Source organism: Lientehia hominis (genome assembly GCF_021044755.1).
Classification (GTDB): domain Bacteria; phylum Bacillota; class Clostridia; order Lachnospirales; family Lachnospiraceae; genus Lientehia; species Lientehia hominis.
Genome location: NZ_JAJNOR010000008.1, coordinates 94,626 through 111,690 on the forward strand (window position 1 = coordinate 94,626; position 17,065 = coordinate 111,690).

Consider the following 17,065-nt stretch of genomic DNA (forward strand, 5'->3'; position numbering starts at 1 on the left):
GATGGAACGATATAATGCGATAATCATCGGATTTGGTAAAGGGGGAAAAACACTGGCGGCCAAGCTGGGAGCTCAGGGGAAAAGGGTTGCCATGATCGAGAAGGATCCGGATATGTATGGAGGAACCTGTATCAACGTCGGATGTATTCCGTCGAAATCTTTGGTGAGGAGTTCTGGAATTGCTGCGCTCCATCCTGAGAAAAGCTTTGAGGAAAAAGCACGGGAATATAAGGATGCAGTCGAAGAGAAGAGACGTCTTACGGCTGCGCTCCGCGGAAAGAATTTTTCGAAGCTTGATGATATGGAAAATGTTACGGTATATAATGGAACCGCCTCCTTTATCTCCAATACAGTTGTATCGGTAAAGACAGAGAATAAAACCTTCTCACTGGAAGGAGAAAAAATATTTATAAATACCGGCGGGACACCGGTGATCCCTCCCATTGAGGGACTTGAGGGAAATCCGTATGTGTATACCAGCGCCGGCCTGATGGATCTGGATACCCTTCCAGAGCGTCTGGTCATCATCGGGGGCGGATACATAGGCTTGGAATTCGCGTCCATGTATTCCGGCTTCGGTACAAAGGTCACGATCCTGCAGGATGGGAAAACCTTTCTGAAGAGGGAAGACAGGGATGTGGCGGAAGCGATCCGTTCTATACTGGAAGAACGGGGAGTGGCATTCAGGCTGGGAGCCAAGATACAAAAGGTGGAAGCAAAGGAAGGCTATGCGGAGACGAGCATTTTGTGGGAAGGGGAAGAAGTGCTCCTCCAGTCTCAGGCGGTGCTGGCGGCGACTGGAAGGAAGCCCAATACAGAAGACCTTGACGCAGAGAACGCGGGGGTCAGGTTAGACGCCCGCGGCGCTGTCATCGTAGATGACAAGCTGAAGACCAGCGCTCCAAATATCTGGGCGATGGGAGATGCAACAGGCGGTCTCCAGTTTACCTATGTATCACTGGATGACTTCAGAATCGTATGGTCCCAGATGAATGGGGGAGATTACACACGGGCAGACAGAAAAAATGTGCCATACAGTGTATTCATTACCCCGTCCTTTTCACGGGTGGGACTGAATGAGGAAGAAGCAAGGGCGGCAGGATATCAGGTAAAGATTCTGAAGATGCCGGCGGCGGCGATTCCGAAAGCTCAGGTATTAAAGAACCCTAAGGGACTTCTGAAAGCCGTTATCGATGAAAAGACGAACCGAATCCTGGGAGCGATGCTGCTCTGTGAAGAGTCTTATGAGATAATCAATACCGTAAAGCTGGCAATGGATCTGGAAGCTGATTGCCGGATGCTGGGCAGACAGATCTATACACATCCTACCATGAGTGAAGCATTTAATGATCTGTTCGGTCAGTAAAGGGTACTATAACTTGACAAAAAGGCAGTCTGCCGTTTAAGGAGACGTCCCGCTCACGGAATGGGCGGGGCGTCTTTATCCTGCAGGTAATCAAGCTCCTTCCCTTTCCAATAAATGGCGTCTTCTTCCGTGACGGGACGCAGGACCCGGCATGGATTCCCGGCAGCGATCACATTTGGCGGGATGTCTTTTGTGACGATGCTTCCGGAACCGATTATCGAGTTTTCTCCAATGGTGACGCCCGGATTAAGGGTCGCGCCTCCTCCAATCCATACGTTGTCCCCGATGGTTATGGGGCGGCCATACTCCAATCCGGTATTTCTTACGGACGCGTCGACGGGATGAGCGGCGGTATAGATACCAACCCTGGGCCCGATGAGAACATGATTTCCGATGGTCACAGGGCACACATCGATGATGATGCAGTCGCAATTGATATACAGATGGTCTCCTGCGAGAATCTGCTTTCCATAGTCACAGCGAAAGGGGGGTTCCACGTGGAAGCCCTTGCCGATTTTCCCAAAAAGCTCGCGGATGATGGCATCCTGTTTTTCCGTATCGTATTCTGTCATATGATTAAAGGCGGTCAGAAGCCGTTTGCACCGGATGTAATCTTTTGTAAGTTCTTCATCGGCAGTCATATGATATAGCCTGCCGGACAACATGCGTTCTTTAGGGATCATGAATATACCTTTCCTGCCAGACAGTCTGATATTCTGGTCTCAGAGATATAAATATAATGAAATGTATTTGCCACGAAGAGTATTGTAACAAAAGGACGGGCAGGTGTAAAGGCTCCGGCAGTGGGAAATTCCTTTTACATTTGAAGAACTTGAAAATATTTCCAGTATGCAGTATGATAAAAACGCGGCCAGTTTTCTTTGTCAAAATAAAGTGATAAAGGGACAAAGCTTGCGTTGATATTATATTGACACTTGTATTAGAGGAAAAGAGGAGTGAAGCTATGGCAAGAAAAAAAGTTCAGGCAGCGGAGAAGACAGAAACAAGAGCGGCGGAGGCAAAAAATCCTGCTGTGAGAAAGCCCGTGAAGAGAACGGAAATGAAGACGAGTGTCTCGGTACAGTACATGGGAAAGGATATTTCTGATAAGGAAATGGTCGCTTTGATCAAAAAGGACTGGACAGCTAAGAAGCATAAGGTCAGCGAGATCAAGACGATGGAGCTGTACGTTAAGGTCGAAGAAAATATGGTATATTATGTCATCAACGGTGAAGAGACCGGAAGCGTGGCAATCTGATTTCAGGACGGAAGTCCGTTTCCCGGTGTTGAAAAAAGGCGTTTTTTGTTGTATAATGATGGAACTGCAGCTAAAAGAGAAAACGAGAAGCACAGGACCGAGAGGATAATATATGAAAAAAAACGCAGGAAACAGGATTCGCCGTATGTGTCTGTTCCTTTCCGTTATGATTGCGGCAGCCGGCGCGCTGTCTTCTTCGGCCGCTGGTGACGATCTGCAGCGTGCTGGGGATAAGGTGGAAAGTGCCGAGGAGCAGGCAAAGGATCTGAAAGAAGCCGGAGAACGCCTGGAAAGCTATCTGGAAGAACTGAACACGCAGCTGGACCAGCTGACCTCCGATATGGAGGAGCTGGCGAAACAGAAGGAAGAGCTGAACGGCCGCCTGACCATTACGGAGGAGGAGCTGGAGGAAGCGAAGGCAACGGAGTCCAGGCAGTATGAGGATATGAAAAAGCGGATCCAATATATGTATGAAAACCGGGACGCCGGCTTTGTGGGATTGATATTTTCCGAAGAAAGCCTGTCCGGAATCATGAATAAGGCAGAATATGCCATGGACATGGCCGGATATGACAGAAGAATGCTGACAGAATATAAAGAGACAAAGGAGCTGGTGGCTCAAAAGGAACATGACCTTTTGGAGGAGCAGGACGCTTTGGAGCAGGTTGTGCGGGATACAGAACAGAAGAGGAACGAAGTTCTCGCAGCCATCGGAGAGACGGCTGAGAAGATGGAAGCCTGTGCAGGAAATCTGGAGGATGCCGAGGGACAGCTGGCGCAGTACCGGTCGGAGCTGCAGCAGAAGGAACTGGAGGCGGAGAATCAGATGGCGGAGCTCACAGACAACGGGACTCAGGTCGCGGACGGCGGCTCCGGCAGCGGAAATAACGGGATGGGAGGAAATGAGAACGGCGGCGGGAGTACGGCGGCGGCCGACAAACCCAGCGGCGGAAACGGGAGTACGGATACTCCGGTAAAGCCGTCCGACTCCCCCACAGAGGCGCCTGCCCAGAAGCCTACGGAAGCGCCCACCCAGGCACCAACGGAGGCGCCGACAGAGGCTCCCACAGAAGCACCAACGGAAGCGCCCACTCAGGCGCCTGACGGCGGAGAGGATGAGATCGATTATTCCCAATATACGGATTTGGAACTGATGGCTGCCATGATCTACCGTGAGGCCAATATGGAGCCATGGAAAGGCAAGGTAGCAGTGGGGAATGTCATCATGAACCGAATCCGAAGCAGCCGGTATCCCAATACCATGCTGGGTGTACTCTCTCAGCCCTACCAGTTCAGCCCCTGGGGATATCCGAAGTATATCAATGCCCTAAAAAACGGGGTGAACGCAACCTGCAGGCAGGCGGCGGAGGCAGCCATGAACGGGACGGAAAACTATATCGGGGACCTTCTCCACTTCCGTACCATAGCTCCCGGATATGAGGGAATCACAATTGGCGGCCATGTTTTTTATTAAAAGAATAACGGCATAGAGTTATTTCCAAAAACGGCGTAGTTTAGGCTATGCCGTTTTTGCATTTCACGAGGAGGAAATCTATGAACTGGGAACCTTGGACGGGCTGTTACAAAGTGAGCGACGGCTGTGCAAACTGCTATTTTTATGGGCCGAACGCAAAACGCTATGGTCAGAGCACGATAAAAAAGACAGATAAATTTGATTGGCCCATGAGGAAAAACGCAAAAGGGGAATACAACATTAAAGGAAATAAGATTCTTGCCACTTGCTTTGCCACCGACTTTTTTCTTCCTGAAGCGGACGAATGGAGGAAAGAAGTCTGGGCTTTCATCAAGGAAAGAACAGACATTGATTTTTTGATCCTGACAAAGCGCATCGATCGTTTTCCTGTGTCACTTCCGTCAGATTGGGGGGCAGGATACGACAATGTGAATATTGGATGTACGGTCGAAAACCAAAGTACGGCGGATCATCGGCTTCCCCTGTTTTTATCCTATCCGATAAAACGGCGTTTCATCGCCTGTGCGCCGCTTTTAGAGGCGATAGACCTGACGCCATATCTTCATGGGGCGGACCATGTTACCGTTGGCGGAGAAACAGGGAGGGAAGCCCGTGAATGTGATTATGAATGGGTGCTTAACATCCGTGAACAATGTATAAATGCAAATGTTACATTCTGGTTTAAAAGTACAGGAACCTTTTTTAAACGTGACGGAGCAGTGGAAAAGATCAATCCATTTAAGCAGTCCAGTACGGCGAAAGAGCTTGGCATCGATATTTTAAATGGAAAACGGTTGTTTTGACAGAATGGGGACATATGGACAGGAAAAAACTCGTCAATCAGAGTATTGACTATATTATGCAGCATTTGAATGAGGAGCTGTCGCTTGATACCGTTGCCGCGCGGTCCTATATGTCAAAATTTCATTTCAGCCGCATGTTCAAAGAAGAAACGGGTGAAAGTGTTTATTCGTTTATCAAACGCTGCAGAATCGACCAAAGCGCTGTAGATATAAAGCTGAACCCAACAAAAGCGATTACAGAGATCGGTTTGGATTATGGATACAGTTCTTCCAACTACAGCACTGTATTTAGAAAGCGCCATAAGGTTTCTCCGGCTGTATTTAAGCAGTCCATAACAACTCACAGCATGTCTGTCCCTTTTACTCCGGAACGGGCCGTTCCTTTTAAAACAGAGAAGGAATATGCCGCCCACATTGAGATTCAGGAGATAAATGATCTTTTTGTAATCTATGAAAGATTTATTGGAAGCTACGCGGATATTGAAAGGAACTGGTATTGTTTTTTGGATAAATATAAGGAATTCTTGTTGGAAAAGACAATTTTGGCAGAACGATTTTTTAACGATCCTGCCATTACAGACTCATCTCAATGTATCTGTGATATTTGCATGACGGCGGAACCGGATTGTGGTCTGAATAATGTAATGCGGATTGAAGGCGGCAGATGGATCGTATATCACTTCAATGGAGAAATCAAAGATATTTATGAGACATTACAAGGGATCTTTAGTGTATGGCTGCCTCAGAGCGGCTGCAGAATGGCGCGGCAGTATGGATTGAATTTTTATCACAGTATCGACTGGGATAACCACAGCGTTGTTATGGATTTATGCATCCCTATCGAATAAAAGCAAGAATTCAGAAGCCGGCAGTATGGTTTTTTTCTATAATCAAAGGTGTTTCATCGATAAATCTCAGAAACGGAGGAAACAATGTTTGATATAAGGAAAATCCAGGAGAAAGTAATTTATGAATCTGTCAAAGCTGAAAGCGACGTGGATACAGCCAAAAGAGTTGTGTATGGCGGGGAACGGATGAATCTTGTGGAAAACGACGCTGAATGGGTAAAGTCTGCGATGCGCCGTCTGGAAAGCAGATTTGAACCCGGAGCAGTGAAGAAAATACGGATGAATTGTCAATGCGGCTACGGAATGGAAGAGAAACTTGCGCTTGTGAAGGAGTTAAAGTCAAATGCAGAATCCATAGAAGAATTTGTGGATTCGGAGAAAGCGAGGGCTGCCGGGCTTTTCTGCGAAGATGGCGGACTTTTCCTGCAGTTTTATTTTTGTCCGTGCCCTATGCTTGCAGAAGTGGATCGGTTAGAGACAAAAACGTGGTGTCAGTGTTCGGCCGGCTACAGTAAAGTGCTTTTTGAAAAGGCGTTTGCATGCAAGGCAGATGTGGAGCTGCTGAAAAGTATAAAGATGGGCGATCCGGTATGTCTGATGAAAATCACCCTCTATGATCCTGCCTGGAAATAAAACAGAGAAAAACGGGCGTACCGCTGCAAAACGATACACCCGTTCCTTATGGACAGCGGCCTGAATGAGAGCGCGCCGTTAATCCTTCATTTTGGGTTCGAAGATCAGAGAGCCAATGTAGCCGAAGATCAGTGCACCGCTGATACCTGCCGCACTGGCTTTCAGACCGCCTAAAAACAAACCGAGAGGTCCCTCTTCACTGACACTTTCTTTCACACCTTTGAACAGGGTATTGCCAAAGCCGAGTAGAGGAACGGAAGCGCCCGACCCGGCCCATTCGATGAAGGGTTCGTAAACACCAAGAAAGCCCAGGACTACGCCGGAGCACACCAAAAGCACCATGATGCGGCCAGGCATCAGCTTCGTTTTGTCCATCAGAATCTGTACCAGGGCGCAGATTGCGCCTCCGATTAAGAATGCTTTTAAATAATCCATACTGCACGACCTTTCCGGTAAACTTTTTCTTAGGAAAAGTCTGTGCAGTATGGATTATTTTATACATAATATTAAATTTTTGTGACGGCCGTCTTTGGTCAATTACCCAGGGTACTGTTTAACACGCCGGGGGGACCGATATTGGATTCGCTGCTTTCCGGAGTTGTACCGTCCAGTCCATTTCCCGGATCCAAAAGACTGTTGTCCGTCTCGTTTTCTCCGTTCATAAAGGGGAAGGCGTGCCCGGTATGGATATAGCAGGAGCTGTTTTTCAGCGCGTCCGGCAGCAAATAAGCGCTGTCGTCAGTGATTCCGGATGCATCTCCGGTGAGGACCCGGTAGATTTTGGTCTGCTTCAGAGAATCCGGGCAGAATTCCGTCGCCAGGGAACCGCTGAGGGAGCAGACCGTCACCTTTACATGATGGTCGCAGACCTCTGTTGGAGCCGTTCCCTTTGCAAAGTATTCTGTATAAGTCATGTCTCCCGCAGGATCCTGATCGCAGATACCGGGTACGGCCAGTTTGCCGGATTTCCGGCATATGGACACCTGCTCGATATTTCCCGGCATGTCAGGGAAGGATTTTTCGGGAAGCTCTTCGCAGGCCCTGCTCATGATTTTGTGCCACATATATTTCACATCTTCTCCGGTGGACATGGGGCTGTTCTCATCGTAGCCCTGCCAGAGCCCCAGCGTGTAATACGGTGTATATCCCACAAACCAGACGTCGTTGCTCGCCGTAGTAGTACCGCTCTTCCCGGCGGTGGGAAGACCCTCCACCTTGGCCTGGGGAGCGCTGGAACGGATGTCGGTCCTTCCGTACAGATAGGAGGTCTCACATACGTCTTCCATGGCGTTGGTCAGAAGCCACGCCGTGGATTCTTTGATCACAGTGTGAGTTTCCGGTTCATTGTCCACGAGGATCTTTCCATTGCTGTCCAGAATCTTCGTGTAATAAACCGGTTTGGTATACACTCCCTTGTTGGCAACGGCGGCGTATGCGGAGGTCAGCTCCAGATTGCTGACTCCATGGGTGATGCCGCCCAGGCAGAGGGAGGGACCGATATCGGTGGAAATCTCTCCTGTGTCTATGTTTTTTTCGCTTTCCACCAATGACGTAATGCCAAAATCCAGGGCGTATTGATATCCGAGCTGAGGGGTCACCGTGTTCATCATGGTCTTGAGGGCCACGATATTCATGGAATAAGTGATGCCGTCACGGATGTTGGCGTAGCCGACATAGCCCGACTGCCACCAGTTGGAAAAGGTCTTGTCTCCCAGTGTATAGGGAGAATCGTAATAGACTGTGCCCAGAGTGGCGCCGGAGCTGTCAAGAGCCGGTGCGAATGCGGTCAGGACTTTAAAGGTGGAACCTGGCTGCCGGAGACTGTCCGTAGCGCGGTTCAGGCTCAGGCTGGTGGTCTTTTCGCCCCGCCCGCCGCTTATGGCCTTCACATAGCCTGTATCCTGCTCCATCAGGACACAGGAGCCCTGGGGCTGGAGAGTGATGTCCAGGCGTTCTCCCTGGACCATATCTTCCGGGCTGACAACAGTGCTCCGGAATTCCTGGACATACTGCCGGATTTCGTCTTCCGTATCAAAGATCAGCTTTACGGCCGCTCCGTTCTTTTCCCGCAGGTAGGACTTTATATTCGCTTCGGAGTAATTATCTGTAGAACCGTCCTTATGCGTGATGGAGAGACGGTACGAGAAGCTGTACTGGATGGCACTGCTGTAGTTGGAGGGGTCAGAAATCTCCTCATCCACGATTTTCTGGAGATCAGAATCCTGGGTGGTGTAGATCTTGAGCCCGCCGCTGTAGAGCAGGTTTCTGGCTTCGGTTTCCGAATAGCCGGCTTTCTCCTGCAGGTCTGATAAAGCCTGTACGATTGTCTCATCCACAAAGTAGCTGTAGACGGAGGATTCGTTGGACTTTGCCGCGTCAACCTCCTGGATAAGGACATAGACATCGTCAGTTTCCGCGGCACGCAGCTCTTCCTGAGTGATATAGCCTTGTTCAAACATATCCTCCAGAACGATGTTGCGGCGTTTGACATTTTCATCCGGATTGGTGATGGGATTATATCTGGTGGGATTCTGGGTAATAGCCGCGATGACGGCACATTCCGATAAATTCAGCTCACTGACACTTTTACCGAAGTACCTCTCAGAGGCGGCTTCCACTCCCAGGGTATTGGCTCCCAGATTGATCGTGTTCAGATAATTCTGCAGGATGATCTTTTTATCCATGGTCTTTTCCAGCTGGATGGCGAGATACTGTTCTTGTATCTTTCGTTTGATCTTGGATCCGAAGGATTTTTCCGCGCCGCCGTTAAAAGCCACGTTTTTGATCAGCTGCTGGGTAATGGTACTGGCCCCCTGGTCAAAATCGCCGGTGGTCAGCCCTGAAAACACTGCTCTTGTCATGCCCTTTACATCCACGCCGTTGTGGGTCCAGAAGCGGGAATCCTCGATGGCAACAAAAGCGTTGATCAGGTTCTGGGGAATCTCCGAATATTCCACAGGCTGGCGGTTTGAGCCGGCCATCACAAGGGTTTGCATTTCCTTGCCGTCTGCGTCATAGATGATGGTCGCGGACGCATCCGGGGACATGTCCAAAGTGTTCAGATCCGGGGCATTTTTGAGTATGCCGCGGAACATGCCGGCGCCGGTGGAGACGGCTATCACAAACAGGCTGAGGACGCCGGCCAGCAGGATCTTGAATATAATGACGGCCGCCCTCGTCCTTTTCCTGCCGGATTTCGCCGAAGCGGAACGTATCTGTTCCTTTAGGCCATTTTTACCGTAATTCATAAAGAAACCCTCCTGAGTTTCGGATACACATTTCACTGAAACAAATAAAGTTTTGTTTCTACATTATAGCAAAAAAGCAGGTACAAATAAAGGGGTAAATCCGCGGCTCAATTGGCGGTTGCCTGAAATACTCTTCTATATTACAATTATGTTACAGAAAACAAAAGCCGGAAAACCGTAAGGGAGGACTGTATGAGACAGAGCTATCTGGAAATATATGAGGGCGGCGAAGGAGAAATCGTGGAAAAGAAGTCCAGATTTCTTGCGACGATCCGGCCGGTGAAGTCAGAGGCGGAGGCAGCCGCCGTTGTGGAAGAGACAAGAAAGAAATATTGGGACGCGAATCATAACTGTACGGCGTACAGCATCGGAGTCCGGAATGAACTGGTGAGGTGCAGTGATGACGGAGAACCGGGAGGGACGGCCGGGAGGCCTATGCTGGATGTGCTGCTGGGAGAACAGGTGCATAATGTGTGCGCCGTTGTGACCCGGTACTTCGGAGGCACGCTGCTGGGAACCGGAGGGCTGGTCAGGGCCTATTCCAGAGCCGTCCAGGAAGGGCTTGCGGACTGCGTCATTCTGGAAAAAAAGCCAGGACAGGAAATATTGGTCAAATGCGATTACAATGGAATCGGAAAGATCCAGTACACAGCAGGTCAGATGGGAGTCCATACTCTGGATACTAGCTATACAGATATGGTGACGTCTAGGATTCTTGTACCTGAAGAACAGACGGGTCTGTTTATGAAAAAAGTGACGGAAGCTACAAGCGGCCGGGCGGTGATGGAGCTTCTTGGTACTCCCTATTTTGCAGAAAAGGACAGGGAAATCCTCCTTTTTGAAGAGTGAGCCGCGGAGAGTGGGTGGAGAAGATCACTGCCAGCCGCCGTCCAGGGTGATGACCTGCCCTGTCAGATAAGCAGGTGAAGATATGATCTGGAAAGCCATTTCCGCGGCTTCATCCGGCGTGCCCAGCCGGTCCGCGGGGATCTCTTCTATGAGGGAGGCCCGGTCCTCTGGACTGAGAAAATGGTTCATTTCCGTGTCGATAACCCCGCAGGCCAGAGCGTTTACCTGGATGCCGGAAGGGGCCAGTTCCTTTGCCAGGGCTTTGGTGAGAGAATTCACGGCGCCTTTGGAAGCGGAGTAAGCCACTTCGCAGGAGGCGCCTGCGCTTCCCCAGACGGAGGAAATGTTCAGGATTTTTCCGTGCTTTGCGGCGATCATGGAGGGAATGGCCAGACGGCAGCAGTAAAAGACGGAGGAGAGGTTGATGCTCATGATCTCATCCCATTGGGCTTCCGTCATGTCCTGCAAAAGGCCGATATGGGAGATGCCGGCGTTGTTTATGAGGATGTCCGCATGGCCGAAGGCTTTTTCAACGGCAGTAAATACCTTGCGGCAGCCGCCGGCTTTTCCCACATCCGCGGCGACAGCGAGGCAGGGGATACCTGCAGCTTCAATCTCCTGCTTTGTATGAAGGAGTGCCTGCTCTCCTCTGGCGCATATGGCGGTCTGGAATCCTTCTCTGGCAAAGCGCAGGGCGATGGACCTCCCGATGCCGCGGGAAGCGCCGGTGATCAAAACAGTCTTACTTTTATTTTGTTTCATGGATTTCATAAGAACCCCCGATCTTAAGATGGTATTTGTGATCATTATAGCATGCCGCTTTGGTTTCTGCGAGGGGTTCTGCCTTGACATCCGCATTTCCATCGCCTATTATGGTTTCAGGAGGGATTGCTTATGGAAAACCAATATGATCTGGTGATCATCGGTTCAGGTCCGGCCGGACTGGCGGCGGCTATTTACGCCCAGAGAGCCAGGCTTCATACACTTGTAATAGAGAAAGCTATGATGAGCGGAGGACAGGTGCTGAATACCTACGAGGTGGACAATTATCCGGGACTGCCCGGAATCAACGGCTTTGATCTGGGAATGAAGATGCGGGAGCACGCAGACAAGCAGGAAGCGGAATTTGTAGAAGATAATGTAGTACGGGTAGAGGACGGCTCACCCTATAAGACTGTGGTGTGCGAAAATGGGAGCTACGAAGCGAGAGCGGTAATCCTTTCCGGAGGAGCAAAGCACAGGCTTCTGGGTGTGCCGGGAGAAGAAGAGCTGTCTGGAATGGGAGTCAGCTACTGCGCCACTTGCGACGGGGCTTTTTACAAAGGCAAGACGACGGCTGTCATCGGCGGCGGCGACGTAGCCATTGAGGACGCTATTTTTCTGGGCAGAATCTGCGAGAAGGTCTATCTGATCCACAGAAGGGATGAGCTCAGAGGCGCCAAAAGCCTTCAGGAGAAATTATTTTCCCTTGATAATGTGGAAGTGATCTGGGACACTGTTGTAAAAGAGATCCGCGGAGGAGATACGGTTTCCGGCATTGTGCTGGAAAATGTGAAGACTGGCAATACCGAGGAAAAGGACGTCCAGGGAGTTTTCATCGCTGTGGGGATTCTGCCGGAGACGGAAGCATACAAGGGATTAGTGGAGATGGATAAGGCCGGCTATATTGTGGCCGGTGAAGACGGGATTACGTCAGTGCCTGGGATTTTTGCGGCTGGAGATATCCGCACAAAAAAACTGCGCCAGATCGTGACGGCTGCTTCCGACGGAGCCAATGCGGTGACGGCGGCAGAGCAGTATCTGAATCTTCAGAAGTTTTAAAAGAATATAGAAAATGAGCAGGTTGAGAGCTCCCGCGAAAGCGGGAGCTCATTATTCAGGAATCCGGCGGCTTGTTGTTTGTATCGGGTGAGGAGGACGGCCATGAAGAAAACCTATATTAATATGACAAAGGGAAAAAACAGAGATGTTTACGGAGGACCGGAAAAACAAATGCTCCTGGAGCCGGGACCTTTGCTGAACGGCAGGGGGGAGCTCTGTCAGGCGGGATATGCAACGTCCCTCGTAAAAACATATGACAGGAGCAGGATCAAGGCGGGTGCCATGCGGATCAAGGAGTGGGATTATTATCTGATCTACAATGAAAGGTACGGAGTCGCCCTTACGCTGGATGACAATTCATATATGGGGCTGGCGAGCATTTCCCTCCTGGATTTTGAAAAACAGACAGAGTATACCAGCAGTCCGATGACCGCTTTTCCGATGGGAAAAACAGGATTTCCGGCTTCCTCGGCAAAGGGGGACGTGTCATTGGAGAAAAAGAATATTAGGATGTCCTTCCGCCATGAGGGAGAGAAGAGAATCCTGGAAGGGGAGATGGATAAATTTCATAAGGGACTGCCGATACGGGTCCGCTTCGAGCTGACGGAGGAACCGGAGGACAGCATGGTCATTGCCACGCCGTTTCCGGAGAAAAAAACCGCATTTTATTATAATCAGAAGATTATAGGGATGAAAGCTAGAGGACAGGCAGAATTCGGAGGGAAGATTTACGAGTTTCGCCCGGAGGACAGCCTCGGGCTTCTGGATTGGGGAAGAGGTGTCTGGACATATCACAATACCTGGTACTGGAGCGCCGCCATGGGCCAGGCCGGAAACGGAAAGTTTGGCTTTAACCTGGGCTATGGATTCGGGGATACTTCGGCAGCTACGGAAAATATGCTCTTTTATAACGGCAGGGCGCATAAGCTTGGAACGGTCACATTCCGGATTCCGGGAGAAGAAGATGGGAAGCCGGAGTTCATGAAGCCATGGAATGTATTTTCATCCGACGGGCGGCTGAAGCTTACGTTTACTCCGGTCTTAAACCGGAGTGCGTGTACGTCGGCGGTACTTATCCTGAGTGATCAGCATCAGATATTCGGTCATTTTGACGGCAGTGCGGTCTTAGACGACGGAACGGAGATCCAGATCAGTCATATGATGGGGTTTGCAGAGAAAGTACGGAACAAATGGTAAAGGGTTCCTTTAGGAGATGGGGAAATGATCTGCCGTCAGAGAGATTCCCATCGTCCAGAAGCGCCGCAGGGGAGCACCAGGCTGCTTTCTGTCACGGGGAGCCCTACTTCATCGGCGGTTATGGCGCCCTGAAAACGGGAGAGCTGGATTTCCATCATATAGGAAAGGACAGAGGGGGCGAGCCCGGTGGTATAAGAATTTATCAGGAAAAACAGAGGATCATCCGATAAAAGCTTTGTACACAGCTTTACCAGAGGGTAAATGGCGTCTTCTATCTTCCATATCTCACCTTTAGGCCCTCTTCCATAAGAGGGCGGATCCATGATGATCCCGTCGTAGGTATTGCCGCGACGGATCTCCCTTTCCACGAACTTCACGCAGTCATCTACGATCCATCGTATGGGGGCCTCGGAGAGGCCGGAGGATCTTGCGTTTTCTCTGGCCCACGTCACCATACCCTTGGAAGCGTCCACATGGGTCACCTGAGCGCCGGCAGAAGCCGCCGCCAGAGTGGCGCCGCCGGTATAGGCGAACAGATTCAGAACCTTCACAGGCCTTCGGGCCTTTTTTATTTTTCCGGAAAACCAGTCCCAGTTTACGGCCTGCTCCGGAAAAAGTCCCGTATGTTTAAAGCTGAAGGGCTTAAGGTTGAAGGTAAGGCCGAGAGGCTCATAACGGATACTCCACTGCTCCGGCAGGTCAAAAAACTCCCATTCCCCGCCTCCGCGGCTGCTGCGGTGATAGTGGCCGTTTTTTTGTTTCCAGCCGCCGTGGATGCGGGGGGTGTCCCAGATGACCTGAGGGTCTGGACGGACGAGCAGATAGCTGTTCCAGCGTTCCAGTTTCTCTCCTTTTGAGGTGTCGATCACCTCGTAATCGTTCCAATTATCGGCAGTCCACATGGCAGACAGATCCTTTCTTATTCGTGATAAAACACGTTCTTTTATATGACATTGACCTCCATTATATCGGGTTTTGCCGGGGCAGTCAACGGTCGGCGGTAAATTCACGAAATATAGGAAAATGGGAATTTGTGACAGCAACACAAAACTTGCACTTTTCTTTAGTATGTCAAATGAAGAGGAAATGAAATCTGAAAGATATAATTATTTAAGAATGAAGTAAGAAATTTTATAAAGTTTTAGAGAGAATAAACTTTATTTTAACACAAAGCTAACGGAACTTTTATATAATCTTAACACAATAGGAATCTTTATGAAAATCCAAACAACGGGATTTTGTGAGATTCGTTATTCGTTTTTATAAGCAGAACTTCTGCAGCAGCAACAAGCTGAGACTTAATAGAGTAAGCAACTGATACTGACCCGGGGGAGCTTAATAAGCTGACAGAAAAAATTGCAGGAAAGGAGGTTTCAGGTCTTAAAATATTTAAAACAGAAAGCACTTAAAAAAGATATTTAAAGAGTGGAGGGTAATTACATGAAAAAGAAATTATTAGCACTTGTTCTGATGGCGGCCATGGTGCTGTCACTGGCGGCCTGCGGCGGCGACAAGAAAGAGACTACAAAGGCTGCGGAAGAAAAGACGACGGCGGCCAAGGAAGAAACCACAAAGGCAGCAGAAGAGAAGACTACGGCAGCCGGCGACGAAACGACGAAAGCCGCAGCCGGCGAGATCGAAGGTCCCTTCGATGAGAAATATACCTGGTCTTTAGCGACTACATATGCAACCGGAACACCCATGGTCGACGCATATTATAAATTTGCGGATCTGATGAACGAATATTCTGACGGTGCTATCACCCTGAACGTATTCCCGGATTCTTCCCTGATGGGCGAGAACGATTCCTTCCTGGCTCTTAAGTCCGGCGAACTGGAATTCTGTGGATTCGGACCTACACCGTTCTATCTTTACAGTGAGGATTATGGCTTCATGCTTGCTCCTTTCCTGATCGAGACACGCGAAGCTTACAACAATCTCTATAACAGTGATCTGGTAGAGCAGGCTAAAGAGCTTTGGAGGAATGAGTACAACACGAGAGACGTTGCCGGCATGGCATATCGTGGATACAGGAACATGTCCTGCAACAAAGCGATCAATTCTGTTGATGACCTTAAGGGCGTTAAGCTTCGTCTGAATGACAACCAGCTGTGGAGCGAGAGCTGGAGCACTCTTGGCGCTACACCCGTTCCGATCGCTTTAGGCGAGCTGTACACTTCCATTCAGAACGGCGCTGCCGATGCTTCAGAAGGCCCTTGGGAGCAGATGAAGAGCATCAATCTGGAAGAGGTTCAGGATTATATCATTGAAACAAAGCATATCTGTGAGAGCGTTGGTATGTGGATGGCAGAAGATCTGTATCAGTCTCTTCCCGACAACTACAAGGCTGTCGTAGACAAGGCTGGACAGGAAGCGATTGATTACCTTGAGAAAGAAGCCATCGCAAGAGAAGACGACTACAAGCAGCAGCTGATCGACGGCGGTTGTGAGTTCATCCAGCCCGACATGAGTGGATTTAAAGAAAAAGCAGAAGCTATCTGGGCTGATTACTTCAAATCTACCTGGACTTCATCCACACTGGAAGAGGTTCAGGCGATCATGGCCGGCGAACAATAAGAAATCATATTTTGAAGCCATTGTAAAAAGTAATATTGCTTGACTTCATTTGAAGACACCCGCCCGGTTATATTCGAATGGGAATATAAGGTGTGCGGGTGTCTTTTCCATCATTTATCAAGGAAGGGGGATATATGGTGAAAACCTTTAACAAGATTCTGGACGCCATCGAGAAGGCTGTTATAACCATTGACAGCATCTTGCTCGTTATCATCACCATTATTGTAGTGTTCCAGGTTATTGCGAGAAAACTGAACATCTCCATGACGGGCACCGAGGAACTGGCAAGATATGCATATGTGATCTTCGCATTCTTGGCCTGGCCCATCGCCGCTCTGAGGGGGACGGACGTATGCGTGACCTTTTTATTCGATAAGCTGCCGGGAAAGATACGGCATGCAGTGCTGGCGGTCTTTCATATTGCCATGTCTGTATTTGCGGGGATCTGTGTCTACAGCCTGATCAAGAACATTGAGAACGCGAAGGGCATCATCGCCGCGTCCAACCGCTGGCTGCACATCAGCTGGGTCTATATCATCGTGGCGGTCGGCCTGGTGGCTACCGTGATCTTCAATATCGTACGATGCGTATTCCTGCTGACCGGCCAGGCCGTCTACATCTCACAGGATGAGAAAGACGCCATGGAGCTGGAAGCCGCGAAAGAAGCGTTTGAAAAACAGCATGAACTTGAGAAGAAGGGGGAATAGCATATGGATCCGATCTGGGGATTATTACTTTTATTGGTTCTTTTCCTGTCCGGCCTGCCGGTCACCTATGCCCTGGGCTTTTCCGCGCTGTTCATCATGCGGTTCAGCACGGGCATGAAATGGATCACCATCGGCCAGCAGATGATGGCGGGCCTCAACAGCTTTACGATCCTGGCGGTGCCGCTTTTCCTGCTCGCCGGAAAGCTGATGAACAAATGCGGAGTCACGGACCGTCTGTTTAAGTTCGCGAGGGCCATAGTGGGCTGGCTGCCCGGCGGCCTGGG

The 17,065-nt window shown here is 49.8% G+C and carries 17 protein-coding genes; 12 read left to right on the forward strand and 5 right to left on the reverse strand.

The annotated features are described in order from the left end of the window. Window position 1 precedes the first annotated feature (1 nt). Entirely contained in the window at window positions 2-1,366 is a 1,365-nt protein-coding gene (locus LQE92_RS12540) for an FAD-dependent oxidoreductase (protein WP_231063296.1), read from the forward strand. Window positions 1,367-1,419: 53 nt separating this feature from the next. Here LQE92_RS12540 and LQE92_RS12545 read toward each other — a convergent pair whose 3' ends face one another. Then, window positions 1,420-2,049 (reverse strand): sugar O-acetyltransferase, encoded by a 630-nt coding sequence (locus LQE92_RS12545; protein WP_231063297.1) that lies wholly within the window; start codon window positions 2,047-2,049, stop codon window positions 1,420-1,422. A 245-nt stretch (window positions 2,050-2,294) separates the two neighbouring features. Here LQE92_RS12545 and LQE92_RS12550 point away from each other — a divergent pair, with 245 nt between their 5' ends. From LQE92_RS12550 to LQE92_RS12570, 5 genes are all read left to right on the forward strand, one after another. Continuing rightward, window positions 2,295-2,624, forward strand: a complete 330-nt coding sequence (locus tag LQE92_RS12550; protein WP_269141952.1) for a DUF6465 family protein — start codon at window positions 2,295-2,297, stop codon at window positions 2,622-2,624. 112 nt (window positions 2,625-2,736) lie between these two features. After that, window positions 2,737-4,098 (forward strand): cell wall hydrolase, encoded by a 1,362-nt coding sequence (locus tag LQE92_RS12555; RefSeq protein WP_231063299.1) that lies wholly within the window; start codon window positions 2,737-2,739, stop codon window positions 4,096-4,098. 80 nt (window positions 4,099-4,178) lie between these two features. Continuing rightward, window positions 4,179-4,901: a DUF5131 family protein gene (locus LQE92_RS12560; protein ID WP_231063300.1), complete on the forward strand. Its 723-nt coding sequence runs from the start codon at window positions 4,179-4,181 to the stop codon at window positions 4,899-4,901. A gap of 14 nt (window positions 4,902-4,915) precedes the next feature. Next, a complete protein-coding gene (locus tag LQE92_RS12565) occupies window positions 4,916-5,749 on the forward strand; it encodes an AraC family transcriptional regulator (protein WP_231063301.1) in 834 nt (277 codons plus the stop codon). 84 nt (window positions 5,750-5,833) lie between these two features. Beyond that, window positions 5,834-6,382 carry a DUF6144 family protein gene (locus tag LQE92_RS12570; RefSeq protein WP_231063302.1) on the forward strand — a complete coding sequence of 183 codons (549 nt, stop codon included), beginning with the start codon at window positions 5,834-5,836 and terminating at the stop codon, window positions 6,380-6,382. A 78-nt stretch (window positions 6,383-6,460) separates the two neighbouring features. Here the strand turns inward: LQE92_RS12570 and LQE92_RS12575 are convergent, their stop codons facing one another. Continuing rightward, window positions 6,461-6,817: a SpoVA/SpoVAEb family sporulation membrane protein gene (locus LQE92_RS12575; RefSeq protein WP_147595194.1), complete on the reverse strand. Its 357-nt coding sequence runs from the start codon at window positions 6,815-6,817 to the stop codon at window positions 6,461-6,463. Window positions 6,818-6,915: 98 nt separating this feature from the next. Further along, complete coding sequence (locus LQE92_RS12580) at window positions 6,916-9,630, reverse strand: transglycosylase domain-containing protein (protein ID WP_231063303.1); 2,715 nt, start codon at window positions 9,628-9,630, stop codon at window positions 6,916-6,918. Between the two features lie 192 nt (window positions 9,631-9,822). Here LQE92_RS12580 and LQE92_RS12585 point away from each other — a divergent pair, with 192 nt between their 5' ends. After that, entirely contained in the window at window positions 9,823-10,479 is a 657-nt protein-coding gene (locus LQE92_RS12585; protein WP_231063304.1) for a YigZ family protein, read from the forward strand. Between the two features lie 24 nt (window positions 10,480-10,503). Here the strand turns inward: LQE92_RS12585 and ymfI are convergent, their stop codons facing one another. After that, window positions 10,504-11,241 (reverse strand): elongation factor P 5-aminopentanone reductase, encoded by a 738-nt coding sequence (gene ymfI / locus LQE92_RS12590; RefSeq protein ID WP_334301398.1) that lies wholly within the window; start codon window positions 11,239-11,241, stop codon window positions 10,504-10,506. 132 nt (window positions 11,242-11,373) lie between these two features. Here ymfI and trxB point away from each other — a divergent pair, with 132 nt between their 5' ends. Together trxB and LQE92_RS12600 are read left to right on the forward strand one after the other, a co-directional pair. After that, window positions 11,374-12,300: a thioredoxin-disulfide reductase gene (gene trxB / locus LQE92_RS12595; protein WP_231063306.1), complete on the forward strand. Its 927-nt coding sequence runs from the start codon at window positions 11,374-11,376 to the stop codon at window positions 12,298-12,300. A 102-nt stretch (window positions 12,301-12,402) separates the two neighbouring features. Beyond that, window positions 12,403-13,497 carry a DUF2804 domain-containing protein gene (locus tag LQE92_RS12600; RefSeq protein ID WP_269141953.1) on the forward strand — a complete coding sequence of 365 codons (1,095 nt, stop codon included), beginning with the start codon at window positions 12,403-12,405 and terminating at the stop codon, window positions 13,495-13,497. Window positions 13,498-13,532: 35 nt separating this feature from the next. Here the strand turns inward: LQE92_RS12600 and LQE92_RS12605 are convergent, their stop codons facing one another. After that, complete coding sequence (locus LQE92_RS12605) at window positions 13,533-14,399, reverse strand: class I SAM-dependent methyltransferase (RefSeq protein ID WP_231063307.1); 867 nt, start codon at window positions 14,397-14,399, stop codon at window positions 13,533-13,535. A gap of 538 nt (window positions 14,400-14,937) precedes the next feature. On the opposite strand from LQE92_RS12605, the gene dctP reads away from it, so the two are divergent. The 3 genes from dctP to LQE92_RS12620 form a co-directional block, all read left to right on the forward strand. After that, entirely contained in the window at window positions 14,938-16,074 is a 1,137-nt protein-coding gene (dctP, locus tag LQE92_RS12610) for a TRAP transporter substrate-binding protein DctP (RefSeq protein WP_231063308.1), read from the forward strand. Between the two features lie 134 nt (window positions 16,075-16,208). Next, on the forward strand, window positions 16,209-16,781 hold the full coding sequence (locus tag LQE92_RS12615; RefSeq protein WP_231063309.1) for a TRAP transporter small permease: 573 nt from the start codon (window positions 16,209-16,211) through the stop codon (window positions 16,779-16,781). A gap of 3 nt (window positions 16,782-16,784) precedes the next feature. Then, window positions 16,785-17,065, forward strand: a 281-nt coding sequence (locus LQE92_RS12620; protein WP_231063310.1) for a TRAP transporter large permease subunit, incomplete at its 3' end; no start/stop codon positions are given.